Origin of the sequence: Treponema socranskii subsp. socranskii VPI DR56BR1116 = ATCC 35536 (genome assembly GCF_000468115.1) — a bacterium.
Classification (GTDB): domain Bacteria; phylum Spirochaetota; class Spirochaetia; order Treponematales; family Treponemataceae; genus Treponema_D; species Treponema_D socranskii.
In genome coordinates this window covers 1-14,107 of record NZ_AVQI01000084.1, presented here as the reverse complement: position 1 = coordinate 14,107, position 14,107 = coordinate 1, and the positions used below count along the sequence as shown (strand labels likewise).

The window sequence follows — 14,107 nt, the reverse complement described above, 5'->3', positions numbered from 1 at the left end:
GTTCCTCTATGTGCAGTCGAGCGTTCTTTCGCTACAAGGAGAAACTCTCCTCAGCACGAAAGGCGCCTCGTGTTTCCGTGTTGACTCGGAAACGGCGGGTGTGCCGCGAAACGGCGGAAAAGCGCACAGGATACATTCAAGCGCGCTTCGATTCCGCCTTTTTTCGCAGGCGTTTCAATCGTTCGGAAAATCGAGAAAACCGTCCGAAAACCGAAATCTTCGAACGGCTTCGTTTCCGTACGGAAGCATCGAAAAACTTCACTCTTCCAAAGCTTCCGTCAGATGCAAATTGCTTATTTTTTGCTTGCGGTACCGCCGGCTTCCGTGAGCTGGGCGATGATTTTGTCGGCATCCGCTTTGCTGACGCCTTCTTTGACGACTTTCGGAGCGCCTTCGACGAGCGTCTTCGCTTCTCCCAAGCCCAGTCCCGTGATTTCGCGGATCGCTTTGATAACCGGAATCTTTTTCGCCGGATCGAATTTTTCGAGCGTGATCGTAAAGTCGCTCTGCTCTTCGGCTGCCGCTCCTCCGGCCGCGCCGGGTGCTGCCGCAACTGCTACGGGTGCCGCCGCCGTGACGCCGAATTTTTCTTCCATCGCTTTAACGAGATCGGCTGCCTGCTGAACCGTCATGTTCGCAATCGCGTCGAGAATCTCTTCATTCGTAAGTGCTGCCATATTATCTTCTCCTAAAAAATAATAATTATTCGCCCCGTACGGAGCGATTCCGGATTTGTCTTCTTAAAAAGACGACCGGTTTTATGCGGACAGTCGACAGCAATGAAGCCTGACCGCAGTTTATACACACAGTGCGGGGATTTTACAAAGCACTGCAAAACCCCGTATGCGCTTTTACCCGCAAAGCGAGCACATCGAAATCCGGCGCATACCGGAAAATCGTTACGCTTCGGGAGCGGCATCCGCTTTCGGAGCTTCGGCTGTGCCCTCTGCCGGTTTTTCGGCGGGAGCCGCATCGGCTTTCGGCGCTTCGGATGCAGGTGCCGCGTCAGCCTTCGGAGCCTCCGCTGCAGCAGCGGGCGCTTCTTCCGCTTTCGGAGTTTCGGCTGCCGCGGCGGATTTCGGAGCATCCGGTGAAACGTCTCCGCCGGCCGCTTTTTTGTCGACGTACGCCTGCAGCGTCGCTGCGAGCTGGCGGGCAGGTCCGTTGATCGCGGACATGAGCATCGCGATGAGGGTCTTTTTGCCCGGAATCTTCGAAAACTCCGAAATCTTCGCCGCATCGTAGATCTCTTTGCCGATAAAGCCGCCTTTGACGTTTAAAGTCGGCGCGTCTTTCGTAAAGTCGAACAGCGTCTTTGCAACTTCGTTCGAATCTTCTTTTACCATCGCGACGACGGTCGGCCCTTTAAGGTAATCGGCAACGTTGTCGATTTTCATATCCGCAAAGGCGATGCGCGCAAAATTGTTTTTGACGACTTTGAGGACGGCGCTCTGCTCGCGGAGCTTTCTGCGAAGCTGCGTAATCTGCTCGACCGTCATACCGCGGTAATCGGCGAAAATGAAGTCGTTGTAATCGGCAAATGTCTTTTTCGCTGCTTCGATCGCAGCCGTTTTTGCAGGTTGTATTTTTTTTGCTTTGACGGCCATAATTATTCTCCTTCCTTATAGTCGATCCATACGCCGGGTCCCATCGTAGAGCTCACGGAAACGGTCGAAATATAGCCCGATTTCGCGTCGACCGGTTTGCGGCGGCGCACTTCGCTTAAGAGCACGTCGATGTTTTCCGCGACTTTGCCGGGATCCATCGATACTTTGCCGACCGCAATATGGATGACGCCGCCTTTATCCGCGCGGAATTCGGTGCGTCCTTTTTTGAGTTCGCCGATCGCGTGAACGATGTCGTTCGTAACCGTTCCCGTCTTCGGGTTCGGCATAAGGCCTTTGCGTCCGAGCACCATACCGAGGCGGCCGACGTCTTTCATCATATCGGGAGTGGCGACGGCGATGTCGAAATCGAGCCAGCCGTCTTTTACCTTTTGAATGTATTCGTCCGCTCCGGCGTAAGTCGCACCCGCGTCGAGCGCTTCTTTTGCGCGGTCGTCTTTGCAAAAGACGAGCACTTTCTTTTCGGCGGTAAACTGATTCGGGAATACGAGCGTATCGCGGACGCTTGCGTTTTTACCGAGTTTGAGGGAAATATGCGCTTCGACCGTTTCATCGAAAGCGGCGTATTTCATATCCTGCACCATTTTGCACGCGTCGGCGACGAGGTATTTTTTCGTAAGATCGTATTTTGCTGCAGACGCGCGATATTTTTTTCCACGCTTCATATCATGCCTCCACATCGACGCCCATACTGCGTGCAGTACCGGCGATAATTTTTTTTGCCGCGTCGAGATCGTTCGCGTTGACGTCGGGCATCTTCGTCTTGGCGATCTCTTCGAGATCCTTTTGAGAAAGCTTTCCGACTTTGTCGCGAAGCGGATTTCCCGAACCCTTTTCCAGCTTGAGCGCCTTTTTGATGAGGACGGCGGCAGGCGGGGTCTTTAAGATAAACGTGTAGGATTTGTCCTGATAGACGGTGAGAACGACGGGGATGACGAGTCCCTTTTCCATCTTTTTCGTTCTGTCGTTGAATTCTTGGACAAATTTCGGCGCGCTCACTCCGTGCGGGCCCAATGCGGGACCGATCGGGGGCGCCGGCGTCGCAGCTCCTGCAGGGCACTGCAGTTTAATGACAGCCGTAACCTTTTTTCCAGCCATAATGAACTCCTTAATTGGTGCGGGTATACCGCATGCGGCATCCCTAGCGAAGCGCGTATGTCCGACGGACCGGCGCTTCTCCCAAAACAGGTATACTCTCCTGCCGCACGTGCGGCGGAAAGATTTTGTCCGCACTTTTTCAGACGCGGATCCTGATTCCGAACTTTGTTATATCTAGATCTTTTCAACCTGCATGAGGCTGACTTCGACGGGCGTCGCACGGCCGAAAATCTGCACCGTAACGCGAAGCCTGTCTTTTTCCGTATTCACTTCGTCGATGTCCCCGCTGAACGTCGCAAAAGGACCGTCGATGATCTTCACTTTGTCGCCGACGGCGTACGACTGCTTGACGCGCACGGTTTTTTCACCCTTTATCGCGCCGGATTTTTGCAGCAGGTTTTTCGCTTCGTCAACGGAAATAGGACGCGGCCGATCGCTCGGATTCGTACCGACAAAACCCGTCACGCCCTGAATGCGGCGGATCGCCGTACACGTCTTTTTCCAATCGAGTTCGGGCAAATCCATTTCAAGCATGATGTAGCCCGGCAAAAATTTATTTTTGCGCGAACGTTGTTTACCGTCTTTTACTTCGATGATCTCTTCGACGGGAACTTTTACATCGGTAACGACCGTGGGATCTATATCTTTCGACTCGAGCAGCAGCCTGATCGTCCGCTCGATCTTCTGCTCATACCCCGTATAGGTATGCAGAATATACCAATTCTTTGCCATGCAGCGCTTTCCTATTTCATAATCGCGCGGAACGCAGCGGTAAATCCCAAATCGAGCAAACCGAGTATGACGGCGACGATAAACGTCGAAATGATAACTACGATTACGGAAGAGACGACGTCGTCACGGGACGGCCAAACGACTTTTTTAAGTTCGGCTTTGCTTTCTCGAAAAAATTGAATAACCTTTGACATAGTACCCCCGCTAAAAATGACAGGCCAGGCAGGATTCGAACCCACGACAGGCGGTTTTGGAGACCGCAACTCTACCAGCTGAGCTACTGGCCTAAAAAATGATGTTTGCACACAGGTACGGCAAACATCGAGTATATAAAACCGCACTCGTAAAACATGATTTTACGAAAACGGACAGAACGCACCGATTAAACGCAAAACGAAAAGCCGCGTTTCACCGGCTGCGCGCTATTTTACTTTTGTTTCCTTATGAACGGTGTGTTTCCGATCGAACGGACAGTATTTGCTCAATTCAAGCTTTCCCTGCGTATTCTTGCGGTTTTTCATCGTCGTATAATTTTTCCGTTTGCATTCCGTACACTGCAGCGCAATGATTTCAACAGCACCTTTCTTTTTACTCGCCATAATGATATCCTCTGACTTAAACAGCAATTTCGACTGTTCGAGCCCCCGTGCAGAATCGAACTGCAGACCTCAACCTTACCATGGTTGCGCTCTACCGACTGAGCTACAAGGGCAAACGCGTTTTGTAAGTATATAGAAGCGAGGCGTTTGTGTCAACTATATGAAAAGACATTCGTTCGAAACGTATACGGTGCCGGCACGCAATCACATCAACGCTCGCCGGCGCTTTTGCCGCCGGAGCGCACGTAGCGGATGCCGTTGAATTCAAACGTATCGCCGACAATTTTTCCGCTTTCAGCTTCCGGCGCGGATACGCCGAGCCACGTGCCGCCGAGCGCATTAAACGTCGACGTAACGGTAAGCGTCAGTGCTCCGTCGGCGGACAGATCGCCCGAATACGTCCCCCGCTCCGTTTCGATCTCTCCCGATTTCGAACCGTCCCTGCCGTACGCACCCCGAGAAAACGTATCGTTTCCGTAAAACCGGTAAAACGTATAACCGGTTTTATCGCCGACAGTCATGCCGTAGCGGTATTCCGCAATGGCGCCGCCCCGCTTTGTCGATTTGCACGAAGCGAAAACGCCGAGTGCGGCAAAAATTGCAAAAACGACAATACCTTTTCCAACGTGTTTCATGCGACATCTCCTATAAGCGACCGGCCGGAAAAATCGGCTTTCGCCGATCGACTCATATATTGTAGAGCGAACGCCGAGTTTTGTAAATCGGCGGAAACACGTATATCGCGCACTTTTCCGACCGTTTTGTCACGCAACCGGAAGGTCGCCCCGCACACTGTTATGTGTGTTCGAAACGCAACATTCAGTTGATTCGCGAACCGGATGGAAAATAAAAAGCAAAAACGCAAAAATAAAAACCTCTAAAATCCAACCGAGTTTTTTGAAGTGTCCGATTATTAAAAACAAATGCGGCGTTTTGCGCTTACCGAACCGTCGCGTCGACCGCCCCTGCCCTGCCTCCTTCTATTCTGAGGAACACTTGGTTCGGAAGGCACGCAGACCATTCGCCCGTTTCACGTATCGGCATCGACTGCACGCAGGTTTTATTCGGACACGGTGAATCGAGAAAACTCGCGGTGTCGCCGGAGATTTCGATGCGGGATATGCCGATAGCACCTTCGACATCGATAATTCTGTCTTTCGACATATCGTACGCAAAAACACCGCGAGGCGTATGCACGACGAGTTCCCTGCGTTCAACGCCGCCGCTGTACGCAAACGAAAACGCATACACCGTGACGGCAGCAAAGACGGCAAAGACGACGATATCGATCAATTTAATTTTTCGAAAGAAATTTAAAAAAATACTTGACATTACGCCGCCACTATAGTATATTTTAGGCAAGCTTGTAAATAAGCTGATAAACTCTCTCCGATGTCCAACTATGTTGGACGGTAGAGGCTCCGGGTGGCGTTGCTGTTCGGAGCCTCTATTTTTATGTCCGGCCGTCACTGCAATCCGTGCCGAAGCGACTGCGCATTTTTCAGCGCGCACTCCATACCGAAGCTCACGGCGTCTTTCAGAGCATCGCCCGAAAGCAGGCGATGCGTCATACCCGCGGTGAGTGCATCTCCGCAGCCTATCGTATTGACGACGGGTACGTCTTTATTCGGAAGAGCGAAAAACTCGTTTCCGTCGTACACCCACGTATCGAATTTGCCTCGGCTTATAACGCTCTTAGCCCCGTAGTCATCGAATATCTTTTTCGTAACCGAGCGAACGGTTTCACGGAGCGTATCGGAATTTTCGTTTTCCAAAACGACACGGCCGTTTTCCACCGTTGCCATCAATTCGGAAAGATTCGGCTTGATGACATCGGGACGCGAAGCGAGCGAGAGGCGCAAGTCTTCGCCGCGCATATCGAGCACGACGAGTTTTCCCTTCTCTTTTGCGCGCTGCACCATGCGCGGATAGAGATCGGCTTCGTAACCTCGGGCGCGAGTGCCGGTAATGACGAGGGCGTCGGTTTTCGGAAGCAGCGAATCGAATACATCGAACGCGTGCGCGCCTGCGCCCTCTTCTACAGGCAGCGGCTCCTCCACGATTTCCGTGCTCGTCTTTTTTTCACTGTTGACGATATTGATGCACGTGCGGATGGGACTTTCCGCCGTAAAATACGCAAGCTTGATATGCTCCGCATCGCAGAGCTCGATAAATTCCTGCGCTCTGTTTCCGCCGAGATGCGTCAACGCGGTCGCTTCGGTGCCGAGCTGCGTCAGCACGCGCACGACGTTTACACCCTTTCCCGAAGGAAAGGTAAAATAATTGCCGCTGCGGTTCACTTCGTTTTCATAAAACGAATCGAGTATGACGGTCAGCTCAAACGTCGGATTCAAACAGACGACAAGTACATTTTTTTCGCTCATAGTATTGTATCCTCTAAATTATTAAAATACGACATACTCGTAAGACCTGAAGCGGCAATCTCGCCTCAGCCTGCTTTATTTGCGCTGCCCATCACGTCGATCAATTCTTCCGCGATGGACGCGCACTTTGCGATAACCGGCTTTGCAACGGCGCGCGGATCTTCGCTCTGCGATTCCGCAAATCCTTTTTTTGCAACGTCGAAAACGCCGTGCACTTTAAATTCCGTGCCGATATTGATTTTGCGCACGCCGCGTTTGATCGATTCGCGGAAGTCGTCATAGGGCACACCCGTCCCGCCGTGCAGCACGAGCGGAACGTTCGGAAGCAGTTCGTGAATCTTTGCGATACGCGGAAAATCGAGTTTGGGCGTCGCTTTGTAAAAACCGTGTACGGTTCCGACTGCGACGGCGAGGCAATCGACGTGCGTCGCGTTGACGAATTTGACCGCTTCTTCCGGCTGCGTAAAAAGCGCGGACATTTCATCAACCGAGATGTCGTCTTCTTTTCCGCCTACGTGGCCGAGTTCCGCTTCAACCGTTACGCCGTACTTTGAAGCGTATTCAACGACGCGGGAAGTGATGTCGACGTTTTCCTGATAGCTTTTCGAAGATGCATCGATCATAACAGACGTAAATCCGTTGTCGACGCAGCGGCGAATCATGTCGTAATCCTGACAGTGATCGAGGTGCAGTATCATATTGATCCCGTAATCTTCGGAAACGCCTTCGCACATCTTCACCGTCGCTTTTTCGCCCATGATCTTCATACCGTTTACCGTTGCCATCGCGATGACGGGACTGTTTTTATTTTTCGCTCCCTGCGCGATGCCGACGAGATTCGAAAACGAAAAAAAGTTAAACGCGGGAACGGCGTAATTTCCTTTTTCCGCTTTCGTCATTTCATACTTCATCGTTACCAATGCCATATATACCTCCAAAAAAATATATTCAAAATAATCTTTACAGCTTTCGCTGAAAAAATGCCGACTGCAGTTTTGCGTCGGATGACTTTCGCAGACGCCGAAAAATCGAAATACGGATCAGCTCTCTCCGATTTTAAAATTTCTCTCTTCGATCGCCTGCAATACGAGCTTCATATTCGTATCGATGTCGCCGGAATCGAGCAGGAGCACGCAGTTTTTATCCCATGCAGGCTTTTGCGCCGCATACTGCGCATCGAATTTTTTTCGATCGCCGAGCACGTCGGAATCCCGCTTCGACGCACGCCGGGCGACCATAGTATAATGCATATCGGGCGGAGGCGCCATATAGCACAACAAAAGAGAAAACGGCGTTTCCGATTTTGCAAAGAGTTTTTCGGGCCAGTCCGCGTCGCGCAGTTCTTCGGAAAGCGGCGCCGACATGACGGCGCTCCGTCCGAGCCGGATATTTTCCAAAACGACATCCCACAGCGTGCGGTAGCTCGCGCTTCGCCACGATCGATAAAATCGATTTCTGCCGTCGTCTCCGATGCCGTACTTTTGTTCTATCGCTTCGAGAAAGGGCTGCACGAACGTATCGTAATCGAAGTACGGCAGACCGAGCAAAGCGGCGAGTTTTTTCGAAAGTGTCGTCTTTCCGCTTCCCGCCTTTCCTGCGACGACGATGAGAAACCTTTCCATCGGCTGCATCCTCCCGTATGTACCCGCGCTCCCCGGCGGTCATTTTAAATAATCGATGACGTGATGCGCCGTCTGAATATCCGTCACGAGCGTATCGATAAGGCCGGTACGCAGTCCGCCGATGATGCTTTCCACTTTTGTAAAACCGCACGCGACCGCGACGACCCATGGAACGCGTCGGATATCGTCGACGGGGATAAGTATTTCATCGTCTGCGATCGTATACATATTGCCGTCGATATCGTAATAATTGTGAAGGATGTCGCCGACGATATTTTTCGTGTTGATTTCCTTGAACACTTCGCTCGTAAACATCCCCTCGCGCTGCGAAGGAAAGCGGCTCGTCGCGCATCCCAAGCCCGCGACAAGCACGTGAAGCGCCCGCCATGCGTCATTTTCTTTCGACGCGATCCGCCCGCCGGGAAATTTCCGTTCGATAAGCAAACGGTCGATAAAGCCGCCGTCGACTTGCCCGCCCCAATTTTTCGCAAGGTTACGGGTAAGACGCACCGTATCGAAATACGGATTATCGCCGTCGGCTTCGAGCAGGCACGCGGGGTAATACATCCAGTTCGTTTTCCGCTCTCCCCGATTTTTTACAAGCGTCACATCGTGCATCGTTTTACCCCAGCCGATGCCGATGCGCGATACGTTATTCGGCAGCGTTTCGAGCATATACGAAGCGGCTTTTTCCGCAACGCGCTCGAGCGCTTTATCCGAATTGTCGCTGCCCTGTACGAGCACGACATTTTTTATATGAAAAATCGTTTTAAAAAGCTCGTTGAGGTTATCCGTTTCGTCTTTACTTACCGGAAGGTTTACCGAAATCGTGACGATGCCTTTCCGCTGCGCCTCTTTCAGGTAGTTTCCGATCTGCACATGCGATACATTATACACCCGAGCGATTTCCGCCTGCGTTTTTTTTCTGATGTAATAATCGATCGCGATGTCGAGCAGTTTTTCGTCGTCTATCATTCTTTGACGCTTCCGACGACTTTATTGATAAAGAAATCCTGTGCGAGATTAAACAAAATCAACGCAGGGACTGCGATGATGACGCTCGTCGCCATGAGCGCACCCCAGTCCGTCATTTCGTCTCCGCGAAACGTCGTCAAGCCGACGGTAAGCGTAAATTTATTTCTGCTCGTAATAAACGACGATGCGATGAGAAACTCCTGCCACACTTGAATAAACGTATACACGCTTGTCGCGACAATACCCGGCGTAACGAGCGGAAAAAAAACGTGCGCCAGTATTTGAAACGTATTGCAGCCATCGAGACGAGCCGCTTCTTCGAGCGCGTCGGGAACATCGTTGTAATAGCTCGACTGCAGGATAATCGAAACGGGAAGCTGCAGCGCAACGTATGGGATGACGATCGACGGAAGCGTATTGTAAAGATGAAATCTGTTGCACAGGAGAAAGAGCGGTACCAACAGTACGACGACGGGAAACATTTGCGTTACGCCGAGGAATCGCCGTATCGTTTTTTTGCCTTTGAAGTTGAGACGCGTCAGAGCAAAGGCGGCACAGCTTGCAAAAAACGTCGTAAAAACGACCGTCGCCGTCGTCGCTTTTAAACTGTTGATAAAATACATACCGACATTGTACTGCGTAAACGAGCGGAGGTAATTGGTTAAATCGAATGAGCGCGGAATAAGACGCGGCGGCAGTTCATATACGGCAAGCGTTTCTTTAAACGACGTAACGAAAATCCAATAAAACGGAAACAAAACGATGACGAACAAGATCGCCGCAAACAGATAGACAATCTCTATCGTAAAAAGAGAACGCCGTTTTAAATCAGTCATAATTTTTACCTCCGGTCAGGAGTCGCAAGAACGCGCCGATGCCGACAACGATCAGCATAACGCAAAACATATACACGCTCATCGTAGCCGCGTTGCTGAGCGAAAAATACGTAAACGCTTCGCGCTGGATGAGCAGCGACATCGTTGTCGTCATTTCCGCCGGTCCGCCGTTTGTCATAACTTTCATAATATCGTACGCGTTAAACGTCCAAATAAAACACAGAAAAATACACGACATGAGTATGTTGCGCACAAAAGGCAGCAGCACGTACCGAAACAATTTTATACCCTGCACGCCTTCAAGCTGCGCCGCATCCAACTGATCGTTCGGAACCGTACAGAGCTTCGCGTAAATCATCAGCGTAAAAAACGGAAACGCGCGCCAAATATTCGCCGTAACGGCCGCAGTCATCGACAAGGGCCCGCTGCTGAAAAACGAAAAATGCTGTCCGACGACGCCGGTCGCTTTGAGAATCCACGTGATGATTCCCGCATCTTCGTTCAGCATAAGCGAAAAGATATAGCCCGTTACAACGGACGGCAAAATCCACGGAATCAAAATAAACGATTTCAGTGCGCCGCTTCCCTTAAAACCGCTGAACATGAGAAACGCGGAACCCACTCCGATAAAGACGGCGAACAATAAATTGACGGCTGTCCAAATGCCCGTTCTTCCGAGCGCATTCCATAAACGCCTGTCGTGCAGCATGGCAAAATAATTTTGCAATCCGACAAAAGGGCGATCGATCTCGCTTAAATTGTAATTAAAAAAACTGAGGATGATGTTCCGCAGCATCGGGTAAAAAAGAAAGATCGCTATCATGACCAGAGGCGGCCCGACGAGCACATAGGGCACGACTTTATGCAGCCGGTTATGCTTCATTTTTGTAATCCTTATATAAAAGATGCCGATCAATCCGAATACGGATCAGCCGGCACCGACTTTGAAATTAAATGCGGGCTCCGTCAAAACTCGACGGAACCCCATACAATTTTAATAATTATTTTATCGTATCGAGCACTGCCTGAACTTCCTGCTGACCGAGTCTGCACGCTTCTTCAGGAGTGATGAGCTTCATCATGCATTCGCTGTACCGTCTGTTCCACGTTTCGAATACTTTCGGCAAAACGGACGTGAGAGGACACGGATATTCGGCTTTGACGAGCTGTTCACGGAATACGGCGTAATCGGGCTTATTAAACGGAGGATAGTCGAAAGCGCGCGAATCGGCGGGAAGACCGCGGGCGATTTTTCCCTGTACTTCAGGCTGCAGCGCATAACGTAAAAATGCCCATGCGCCGTCGGGATTTTTCGCTCCGGAACCGATACCCCACATATAACCGCCCATAGCGGATGAACGATATCCCGTCGGACCGACCGGCATCTGAACAAAATCGAGATCGGCTCTGTCGGCAAATTTCGGAATGACGCTCGCGATCTGAGACGGCGTCCACCACATCATGACGACTTTGCCTTGAGCGAACATACTCCGTGCGACGGTGTTGTCGAGGTTTCCGTCCTGCGGCATACACGCATACATTTGCTGCGCCCACTTCATATAATCGACGGCTTCGGGAGTACCGAGCCGTGCGACGTATTTGCCGTTTTTATCCTGTTCGTACACATGGATACCCCAGTTGAGCATAAAGCCGCCGAGATCGTATACGCAAAATGTCGAGCGATTGAGTCCGCCTGCCATCGCATAATATCCTTTTTTATAACCCGCTTTTGCGATTTTCAGCATATCGTCCGTATTTTTCGGAGGCTGCATTCCGAGTTCGCGAAGAATCTTTACGTTATATGCAAGGATACGGCAGTCGGGATCGAAGGGTATACCGTACATTTTACCGCCGAACCTGCTCGCGTTGACCGCTCTTTCGGAAAAATATGAAAGGTCTATCGAACCGTCTTTTAAATATTTGTCGAGCGGAGCGACGACACCGCCTTTTACAAAAGAAGAAAGCGAAGAGTGATTGACCATGATGACATCGTAATCGTTGCCCGTCGAATGCGATAAAAGCGTCTGCTTATCGAGATCGTTGTAATCGATTTTGTCGATGACCAAATCGTATTGAGGATATTTCTCCTCAAAATCCGCTTCGATATTGTTCGGAGCGAGTTTTTGATCGTACGTCGACGACCACACCATGATTCGCACCGTACTCTTTTTGCCGGATGCGGCCGCATCGCTCCCGCCTGTTGCAAACGCCGCAAAAGCTATGATGGACACAAGTGCAATTGACACCAACTTCTTCATAATGCCTCCTGATTTTTTAATTACCGATTCGAAGATTTGCATTTCAAACCGATTATACTTACTTTTGTAAGTATAAACCGTGAGAATTGTAACATGAAGAACATCGGTTGTCAAACAAATATGCCGATTTTTACTCATTTTTCACGATGCGTATAATCGCGCTTCCGAAGCGGTCGGCTTTTACCGAACCGATGCCGTATACATGAGAAAGTTCCGCGTCGTTTGCCGGCTTTTTGGCCGCAATGTCGGCAATCGTCCGATCTCCGAATATGACGTACGGCGGCACGTTTTCTTTTTCGGCGATTTTTTTGCGCCACGCTTTGAGTTCCCGCGCGATGCGGAGCGCATCTCCGTCGCTTTGATCGACGATTTTTGACGGAAGCGATTTTTTTGCAGCTTTACGCGGAAAGCCGAATGAAGCGGATCCGAAAGGCGATGCTGCGGATTTTACTGCCGGAAGCCGATCTTCTTCTTCGAAAGCTCCGAGAGAAAGCGGCAGTTCGATTTTTTCACGCAAAGCCAAAGCGCGCTTTGCCTTTTGCGAGAGCGAGAGCACGCGGTAGTCTTCGGATTTATGAAGATAGCCCGCATCGACAAGCGCTTCGGCAAGCGCAAACCAACCGCTCTTCGGAAAGTCTTTTCCGATACCCCACGTCGAAATCGAATCGTGTCCGTTTTCCGCAATGCGCTTGGCACGAGAACCCGTAAGCACATCGATGACGTAGGAAGCTCTCCTGCCGCGCAGACGCTGCAGCATGAAAAAGCGTCCTGACTTACGCTTTCTTCGCCGAAATAGGAAAGCAAAGACCGTCGGAGACATGTCTTTGACGAAGCATAAGAAATCATGCTTTGCAAAAGCCGTTCCGATTTTTTGCGGTCGGCGCTCTCGTCGAAAAACCAGCGGATTTTCCGTACGTCTTCCGCGCCGTATAAGAGCAGCGCGTGAGCAGGAAGTCCGTCGCGCCCCGCCCTGCCGATCTCCTGATAATATTGTTCGACGGATTTCGGAACGGAATAATGGATGACAAAACGCACATTCGGCTTATCGATTCCCATACCGAATGCGACGGTTGCAACCATGATGAGCGCTTTATCGCGGATAAACGATTGTTGATGCGATGCGCGCTCGGCGTCGCTCAAACCCGCGTGATAATTCAGCGCGGAAAATCCCATATCGCAAAGAGAACGCGTAAGATCGTCGACTTCACGCCTCGAAAAACAATAGACGATACCGCTTTCATCAGGATGATTTTTAATAAAATGTACGACTTGACCGAGCGCGTTCCGCTTGGGCTGCACTTCGAGAAAAATATTTTCGCGGTTAAAACTCGCGACAAAAATCCGACATCGTTTCATGCCGAGATTTTTAATAATATCGGCTCGCACGGAAGCCGTCGCGGTCGCCGTCAGCGCAAGGCACACGGCATCGGAAAAAAGATTTCGCACGGAAGCGAGTGCGAGATAGTCGGGACGAAAATCGTGCCCCCACTCGCTGATACAGTGCGCTTCGTCGATCGTAACGCAGCTCACTTTGACGCCGTCGGAACAAAACAAATCTTTTAAGCGCTCCGTCGCAAGACCTTCGGGTGAAACGTAAACGAGCTTTATCTTTCCCGAACGGATATCGTCCGAAGCTTTTCGATAGTCGTCCCATTCGAGCGTGCTGTTTAAAAACACGGCGCTGACACCGTTTTCGGCAAGGGCGGACACTTGATCCTGCATGAGCGCGATGAGCGGAGAAACGACGATCGTCAGTCCGTCGAAGATGAGCGCGGGAATTTGGCAGCACAGCGATTTTCCGCCGCCGGTCGGCATAACGGCAAGCGTATCCTTTCCGGCGAGCACCGACGCGATAATCTCTTTTTGAAAGGGCCGAAAAGAATCGTAACCGAAAACGGCTTTCAGCACCCGCTCCGGCTCCGCACCGACAAGGTCGGCCGCACCCGCGTTGTGTACCATAAAAATAATTATAGCGTTT

The 14,107-nt window shown here is 50.9% G+C and carries 17 protein-coding genes, 2 tRNA genes and 2 pseudogenes; all 21 read right to left on the bottom strand.

Annotation, left to right across the window (positions count from 1 at the left end; genetic code table 11):
- Nucleotides 1–293: 293 nt before the first annotated feature.
- Nucleotides 294–677, bottom strand: a complete 384-nt coding sequence (gene rplL / locus HMPREF0860_RS12300; RefSeq protein ID WP_021330637.1) for a 50S ribosomal protein L7/L12 — start codon at nucleotides 675–677, stop codon at nucleotides 294–296.
- A 222-nt stretch (nucleotides 678–899) separates the two neighbouring features.
- The gene (gene rplJ, locus HMPREF0860_RS12290) at nucleotides 900–1,607 is read right to left on the bottom strand and encodes a 50S ribosomal protein L10 (protein WP_021330719.1); all 708 of its coding nucleotides are present in this window, start codon (nucleotides 1,605–1,607) and stop codon (nucleotides 900–902) included.
- Between the two features lie 2 nt (nucleotides 1,608–1,609).
- Nucleotides 1,610–2,290 carry a 50S ribosomal protein L1 gene (rplA, locus tag HMPREF0860_RS12285; protein ID WP_021330738.1) on the bottom strand — a complete coding sequence of 227 codons (681 nt, stop codon included), beginning with the start codon at nucleotides 2,288–2,290 and terminating at the stop codon, nucleotides 1,610–1,612.
- Between the two features lies 1 nt (nucleotide 2,291).
- Nucleotides 2,292–2,723, bottom strand: a complete 432-nt coding sequence (gene rplK / locus HMPREF0860_RS12280; protein ID WP_021330624.1) for a 50S ribosomal protein L11 — start codon at nucleotides 2,721–2,723, stop codon at nucleotides 2,292–2,294.
- A 174-nt stretch (nucleotides 2,724–2,897) separates the two neighbouring features.
- Nucleotides 2,898–3,455, bottom strand: coding sequence for a transcription termination/antitermination protein NusG (gene nusG, locus HMPREF0860_RS12275; protein WP_021495846.1), 558 nt, complete (start codon nucleotides 3,453–3,455; stop codon nucleotides 2,898–2,900).
- An 11-nt stretch (nucleotides 3,456–3,466) separates the two neighbouring features.
- Complete coding sequence (gene secE / locus HMPREF0860_RS12270) at nucleotides 3,467–3,649, bottom strand: preprotein translocase subunit SecE (protein ID WP_021330800.1); 183 nt, start codon at nucleotides 3,647–3,649, stop codon at nucleotides 3,467–3,469.
- A 20-nt stretch (nucleotides 3,650–3,669) separates the two neighbouring features.
- Nucleotides 3,670–3,742 (bottom strand) — tRNA-Trp (locus tag HMPREF0860_RS12265).
- 135 nt (nucleotides 3,743–3,877) lie between these two features.
- Entirely contained in the window at nucleotides 3,878–4,054 is a 177-nt protein-coding gene (gene rpmG / locus HMPREF0860_RS12260) for a 50S ribosomal protein L33 (protein WP_021330783.1), read from the bottom strand.
- Between the two features lie 40 nt (nucleotides 4,055–4,094).
- Nucleotides 4,095–4,167 (bottom strand) — tRNA-Thr (locus HMPREF0860_RS12255).
- Nucleotides 4,168–4,263: 96 nt separating this feature from the next.
- Entirely contained in the window at nucleotides 4,264–4,689 is a 426-nt protein-coding gene (locus HMPREF0860_RS12250) for a hypothetical protein (RefSeq protein WP_021330689.1), read from the bottom strand.
- Between the two features lie 304 nt (nucleotides 4,690–4,993).
- A complete protein-coding gene (locus HMPREF0860_RS12245) occupies nucleotides 4,994–5,386 on the bottom strand; it encodes a NusG domain II-containing protein (protein WP_021495859.1) in 393 nt (130 codons plus the stop codon).
- 134 nt (nucleotides 5,387–5,520) lie between these two features.
- Entirely contained in the window at nucleotides 5,521–6,438 is a 918-nt protein-coding gene (locus HMPREF0860_RS12240; protein ID WP_021330841.1) for a 1-phosphofructokinase family hexose kinase, read from the bottom strand.
- 65 nt (nucleotides 6,439–6,503) lie between these two features.
- Nucleotides 6,504–7,364: a class II fructose-bisphosphate aldolase gene (locus HMPREF0860_RS12235; RefSeq protein ID WP_021330599.1), complete on the bottom strand. Its 861-nt coding sequence runs from the start codon at nucleotides 7,362–7,364 to the stop codon at nucleotides 6,504–6,506.
- A 114-nt stretch (nucleotides 7,365–7,478) separates the two neighbouring features.
- Nucleotides 7,479–8,060 carry a P-loop nucleotide/nucleoside kinase family protein gene (locus HMPREF0860_RS12230; RefSeq protein ID WP_021330845.1) on the bottom strand — a complete coding sequence of 194 codons (582 nt, stop codon included), beginning with the start codon at nucleotides 8,058–8,060 and terminating at the stop codon, nucleotides 7,479–7,481.
- Between the two features lie 39 nt (nucleotides 8,061–8,099).
- Nucleotides 8,100–9,035, bottom strand: a complete 936-nt coding sequence (locus tag HMPREF0860_RS12225) for a sugar-binding transcriptional regulator (RefSeq protein ID WP_021330677.1) — start codon at nucleotides 9,033–9,035, stop codon at nucleotides 8,100–8,102.
- Nucleotides 9,032–9,871: a carbohydrate ABC transporter permease gene (locus HMPREF0860_RS12220; RefSeq protein ID WP_021330747.1), complete on the bottom strand. Its 840-nt coding sequence runs from the start codon at nucleotides 9,869–9,871 to the stop codon at nucleotides 9,032–9,034. Before HMPREF0860_RS12220 ends, HMPREF0860_RS12225 begins: the two co-directional genes overlap by 4 nt.
- Nucleotides 9,864–10,754: a carbohydrate ABC transporter permease gene (locus HMPREF0860_RS12215; RefSeq protein ID WP_021330781.1), complete on the bottom strand. Its 891-nt coding sequence runs from the start codon at nucleotides 10,752–10,754 to the stop codon at nucleotides 9,864–9,866. Before HMPREF0860_RS12215 ends, HMPREF0860_RS12220 begins: the two co-directional genes overlap by 8 nt.
- Before the next feature lie 118 nt (nucleotides 10,755–10,872).
- Nucleotides 10,873–12,129, bottom strand: a complete 1,257-nt coding sequence (locus HMPREF0860_RS12210; protein ID WP_038081283.1) for an ABC transporter substrate-binding protein — start codon at nucleotides 12,127–12,129, stop codon at nucleotides 10,873–10,875.
- Between the two features lie 130 nt (nucleotides 12,130–12,259).
- Nucleotides 12,260–12,652, bottom strand: a complete 393-nt coding sequence (locus HMPREF0860_RS14315; RefSeq protein ID WP_425314980.1) for an HRDC domain-containing protein — start codon at nucleotides 12,650–12,652, stop codon at nucleotides 12,260–12,262.
- A 30-nt stretch (nucleotides 12,653–12,682) separates the two neighbouring features.
- A pseudogene (locus tag HMPREF0860_RS14310) lies at nucleotides 12,683–12,886 on the bottom strand (RQC domain-containing protein); the annotation flags it as partial.
- 44 nt (nucleotides 12,887–12,930) lie between these two features.
- Nucleotides 12,931–14,088, bottom strand: a pseudogene (locus HMPREF0860_RS14305) (RecQ family ATP-dependent DNA helicase); the annotation flags it as partial.
- Nucleotides 14,089–14,107 lie beyond the last annotated feature (19 nt).